The 4,006-nt window shown below is 45.7% G+C and carries 8 protein-coding genes and 1 pseudogene; 5 read left to right on the top strand and 4 right to left on the bottom strand.

Annotated elements, in window-relative coordinates; all coding sequences use genetic code 11:
- From PX482_RS26835 to PX482_RS26830, 3 genes and pseudogenes are all read left to right on the top strand, one after another.
- Positions 1-388 (top strand): ISAzo13-like element transposase-related protein (locus PX482_RS26835; RefSeq protein WP_353852436.1); only part of this gene is annotated, 388 nt, incomplete at its 5' end.
- Positions 318-509: an ISAzo13-like element transposase-related protein gene (locus PX482_RS27940; RefSeq protein ID WP_197716347.1), complete on the top strand. Its 192-nt coding sequence runs from the start codon at positions 318-320 to the stop codon at positions 507-509. The genes PX482_RS26835 and PX482_RS27940, both read left to right, overlap by 71 nt.
- A gap of 48 nt (positions 510-557) precedes the next feature.
- A pseudogene (locus tag PX482_RS26830) lies at positions 558-731 on the top strand (transposase); the annotation flags it as partial.
- Positions 732-916: 185 nt separating this feature from the next.
- On the opposite strand, the gene frr reads toward PX482_RS26830, so the two are convergent.
- Together frr and pyrH are read right to left on the bottom strand one after the other, a co-directional pair.
- Positions 917-1,438 (bottom strand): ribosome recycling factor, encoded by a 522-nt coding sequence (frr, locus tag PX482_RS26825; protein WP_373276133.1) that lies wholly within the window; start codon positions 1,436-1,438, stop codon positions 917-919.
- A gap of 13 nt (positions 1,439-1,451) precedes the next feature.
- A complete protein-coding gene (pyrH, locus tag PX482_RS26820; RefSeq protein ID WP_002732255.1) occupies positions 1,452-2,174 on the bottom strand; it encodes a UMP kinase in 723 nt (240 codons plus the stop codon).
- 205 nt (positions 2,175-2,379) lie between these two features.
- Between pyrH and PX482_RS26815 the strand changes: the two genes are divergently transcribed.
- Positions 2,380-2,961: a hypothetical protein gene (locus PX482_RS26815; protein ID WP_002762235.1), complete on the top strand. Its 582-nt coding sequence runs from the start codon at positions 2,380-2,382 to the stop codon at positions 2,959-2,961.
- A 235-nt stretch (positions 2,962-3,196) separates the two neighbouring features.
- Here the strand turns inward: PX482_RS26815 and aroQ are convergent, their stop codons facing one another.
- On the bottom strand, positions 3,197-3,652 hold the full coding sequence (gene aroQ / locus PX482_RS26810; RefSeq protein WP_288095013.1) for a type II 3-dehydroquinate dehydratase: 456 nt from the start codon (positions 3,650-3,652) through the stop codon (positions 3,197-3,199).
- 41 nt (positions 3,653-3,693) lie between these two features.
- A complete protein-coding gene (locus PX482_RS26805; RefSeq protein WP_288031306.1) occupies positions 3,694-3,828 on the bottom strand; it encodes a hypothetical protein in 135 nt (44 codons plus the stop codon).
- A gap of 91 nt (positions 3,829-3,919) precedes the next feature.
- Here PX482_RS26805 and PX482_RS26800 point away from each other — a divergent pair.
- On the top strand, positions 3,920-4,006 hold an 87-nt coding region (locus PX482_RS26800; RefSeq protein ID WP_287630136.1), incomplete at its 3' end, for a helix-turn-helix domain-containing protein.

Raw genomic sequence — 4,006 nt, 5'->3', positions numbered from 1 at the left:
CGAATACAATGAACTGTACTTGTTCTTTGTCAGCTCTAAACTGACCGCAGATTGTATTGTGGACTTGCTGGAGCAGTGGTGGGCGATGGTAAAAGACCGCTTTAGCCACATTCACAAATTGGTGATTAACCAAGACAATGGGCCGGAGAACCATTCTCGTCGTACTCAGTTTATGAACCGGATGGTAGCCTTTGCCCAGCAGTCGCAATTGAACATTGAGTTAGCCTACTATCCCCCCTATCACAGCAAGTACAATCCAGTAGAACGTACCTTTGGCTGGCTGGAGCAGCATTGGAAGGGGAGTTTACTCTTGGGGTGTGGAAACGGTGCTTCACTTTGCCGAAACCCTTACCTTCAAAGGAAAAAATCCGGTCGTCAAGCTCATTGAGAAGGTTTACCACACTGGGGTAAAGTTGATTCAGAAGGCAATGGCAGAGTTGGAAAAACAGATTAATCGACTTCCCCATTTGCCAAAGTGGTTTGTGGAAATCCCTTATCAAACCACTTGACTATTGGATCATCTTTTTTATGGAGTTCTCTCATAGAAAGTAGAAACAACATCCCGAAACTGGTTTGGAGAAATCATTAGTTATTTCGAGCAAAGGACAACGAATGGGGTGGTCGAGGGAATCAATAATAAACTTAAACTAATAAAACGGAGAGGCTATGGCTTGAGAAACTTTCGGAATTTTTGGGTTAGAAGTATGTTATCTTGGCATCTTGTCTGTTGATTTAGCATAAAGAGTAACGAAGAGCCGAAAAAGTCCCTAAATTTCCCCCCCAATCACTCCAAGGGTCGGCGCTTTTTGAGGGAAAAAAAGTCTAAAAATATTATCCAACAAGGTTTTTAGATTTATTCAGCACCCCCTAAATAGAACAGACAAAAAGCCTGTTCTATCCATGAGGAGAAAAAAACTTAAACGGTCATGATATCTTTTTCTTTTGTCGTTAACAAATCCTCGATTTTGGCGATAAATTTATCGGTGGATTTCTGCACTTGATCCTGTAAATCCCTGGATTCATCCTCAGAAATTTCGTGACTTTTCTCCTGTTTACGGATAGCATCGATCGCATCCCGGCGAATATTGCGGATCGCCACCTTTCCTTCTTCAGACAATTTCGCCGCTAATTTGACCAATTCCTTGCGGCGATCGCTAGTGAGGGGAGGGATATTCAAACGAATGATCTGACCGTCATTACTGGGGGTTAAACCCACGTCCGAGAGAGAAATCGCCTTTTCGATCGCCCCCATACTGGTACGATCGAAGGGTTGAATGGCGATCGTGGTTGCGTCGGGAGTGCTAATGGTCGCTAGGGACTTGAGGGGAGTTTCCATGCCATAATACTCCACCACGATCCGATCTAAAAGAGAAGCATTTGCGCGGCCGGTACGAATCGTATTAAAAGCTCTCTGGGTTGATTCGACGGTTTTCTGCATATGGTCTTGAACTTCAGCTAACTTCACAGAATCCTCCTACCAATGTTCCAACGGGTTCACCTTTGACAGCGCGAACAATATTACCTGCTACCGACAGATCGAAAACGACTATCGGGATATTATTTTCCTTGCACAGAGCGATCGCCGTTCCGTCCATCACCCGCAGATCATGGGTCAGCACATGACCGTAGGTGAGACTTTGAAAGCGTCGCGCGTTAGGATTGTGAGAGGGATCGGAATCATAAACCCCATCCACTTTCGTCGCTTTAAACACCACTTCCGCATCGATTTCGGCAGCGCGCAGGGCCGCCGTGGTATCGGTGGTAAAGAAAGGATTACCCGATCCCGCACCAAAAACCACTACCCGACCTTTTTCCAGATGACGGATTGCCCGCCGGCGGATGTAGGGTTCGGCTAATTCCTGCATCGCAATCGCTGTTAATACCCTAGTCGGTACTTGCGCTCGTTCTAGGGCATCCTGCAAGGTCATAGCGTTCATGACTGTTGCTATCATACCAATATAATCGGCCGTGGCCCGATCCATGCCGGCCGAGGCGGCTTTCACCCCGCGAAAAATATTGCCCCCACCAACCACGATCGCCAATTGGATGCCTTGGTCAACCACTTCGGAGATTTCCTGAGCGATAGCGGAAACCACCATCGGGTCGATCCCATAGCCGAGATTGCCCATCAGGGCCTCCCCACTCAGTTTTAATAATACCCGCTTGTACGCCATGCCCTTACTACCACTCGCTAAAACAAGATCTAGATAATTTTTGTCTCCCCATAAGATAGCAGGTTTTGGCCTTGATTTAAGTTGACCAGTTCACTCTCCCCTGGGGCCGACAAGTTAAGATTAATAAATCTTTTCCTTGGGGAATTTGTATTTAGTGATACCTTTGTTATTAAAAGGAGCTTAGTTTTATAGAGAATTAATAACCGTGGTCAGCGATCGATTACTATTGGTCAACAAAAGCAATCAAGGGGCTGCTAACATCGATACCTTTGATTGGGTGTATGGGTTTCAGGATGGAACTCGTCTGATGGGAAGGGTTTGCGGTTACTTAGACCCCGATAGTTATCGTCTTCTCGATCCCGAAAACTGCAGCGCTATCTACCAGAATGCCCAGGGACAAGTCCTTAGTCGTTGGCAAGCTGGAGATTTTATCGCTTTTGAACTAACCACCACCGGGGAAAATCTCCTGATCGTGGCTTCTAATGATAATTGTGTTAGTAATAGTCTCTGTTTGGTTTCGGGCATTAGTCGCAGCTGCGCCCAAGTTAGCGATGAAGGAAAATCCCTCGTCCGGGAGGTTTTTCAATACCAGGCTTGGTCTTTGCAGGGCGATAATAGCACTTCTAAGCCGGCTTTCAGTTGGAATTGTTCCGTATCTCCCTTTTTCCCCTTTGTTTCCCTGCGTTTTAATCTTCAGTCCACCAGCAGCAAAAAATTCTATCGTTGGACGGTTTCCCCCTATTTTCCCTTTTGTCCCCTCTTAGAAGTGGGAGAATCCCTTGCCTAATTAGGGTTTGCGGCAAAAAGTTTTTCGGTGGGGGCAGGGTGTAGGGTGTAGGGTGTAGGGTGTAGGGTGTAGGGTGTAGGGTTTTAGAGATTTTGAGGGGGTCAATTACCTAATTTTCAGGGAAAAAGTCCCTGAATTTTCCACCCGATCACTCCGGGATACGGTACTTTTTGGTTTCCAAAAAGTCTAAAAGTCTTACCCAACAAGGTTTTTAGATTTATTGAGCAAGCCCTAATTAGCCTTCTCTATTCTTTTGCAAATAATCGACTAATGCCCATAATCCTAGGCGATAACTTTCGGCCCCAAAACCGCTAATCTGTCCGATGGCTATATCGGCAATGTAGGAATGATGACGAAAAGACTCGCGTTTGTAAATATTGCTTAAGTGTACTTCCACACAGGCCATTTTTGTGCTTAATAGTGCGTCGCGGATGGCGATACTGGTGTGAGTATAAGCTCCCGCATTAATCAAAATACCGTCCTGCTGACCCCATGCTTGCTGAATCCAGTCCACTAATTGCCCTTCCTGATTGGACTGATGCGCGGTTAAATTCACCCCTAAACGGGTAGCTTCTTCGCTTAAAAACTGGTTAATCGTCTCTAAATTGACGTTACCGTAGAGATTCGGCTCTCTTTTTCCCAATAGGTTTAAATTCGGCCCGTGCAGAACCAGAATGCTTAGTTTATTCACAAATGTCCTCCCTATCACCACGAGAATTAATCTTATCTCGATCAGGGACTATTGCCGATCAACAAAATTTTTGCCGCTACGGTAATCACCGCACCAATAGTAGCACTGAGCGCACCGACGATGATCGGCAGAATGAGACCTCGGAATCCCTGGAGGTCAGAAATAGCTTTAATCATCGGAAATTTTGGGTCTGAAACCCCGTCGTTCTACGACGGCTTTACTGTTAAATATTAGCACATTTACGAAATATATGCTAAAACGTGAGGTATGGAAAAAGCCTATTCGTTTCGATTTTACCCCACACCCGAACAAGAGTCGCTATTGCGGCGCACTTTGGGCTGTGTAAGATTAGTT

It is taken from the genome of Microcystis sp. M53602_WE12 (assembly GCF_030065455.1).
GTDB classification, from domain to species: Bacteria; Cyanobacteriota; Cyanobacteriia; order Cyanobacteriales; family Microcystaceae; genus Microcystis; species Microcystis aeruginosa.
This window is presented reverse-complemented; position numbering and strand designations above follow the sequence as displayed.